Annotated in this window: 1 protein-coding gene; it reads left to right on the top strand. The window is 68.4% G+C overall.

The window, feature by feature from the left end; all coding sequences use genetic code 11:
- A partial coding sequence (locus SB822_RS56885; protein WP_410859075.1) for a biotin/lipoyl-binding protein occupies positions 1 to 275 on the top strand: 275 nt, incomplete at both ends.

Here is a 275-nt window from a genome sequence, read left to right as displayed (position 1 = left end):
ACCCGCGACGGGCACGTGCGCGCCGACGTGATCCAGGTCGCGCCGGACGTGTCGGGGCTGATCTCATCGGTTCAAGTACTGGACAACCAGCAGGTCAGGCAAGGCCAGGTGCTGTTCGTCATCGACCAGGCGCGTTACACGCTCGCGCTTCGTCAGGCCCAGGCCACCGCGCAGCAACGCCGCGCCACGCTCGATCAGGCGCGCCGCGAGGACGTGCGCAATCGCAACCTCGGCAATCTGGTCGCCGCCGAAGTCGCGGAAGAAAGCCGCTCGCG

Origin of the sequence: Paraburkholderia sp. SIMBA_054 (genome assembly GCF_046534875.1) — a bacterium.
In the GTDB taxonomy this organism is placed as follows: domain Bacteria; phylum Pseudomonadota; class Gammaproteobacteria; order Burkholderiales; family Burkholderiaceae; genus Paraburkholderia; species Paraburkholderia hospita.
The sequence above is the reverse complement of the archived record's forward strand: the minus strand, read 5'-3'. Positions and strand labels throughout refer to the sequence as shown.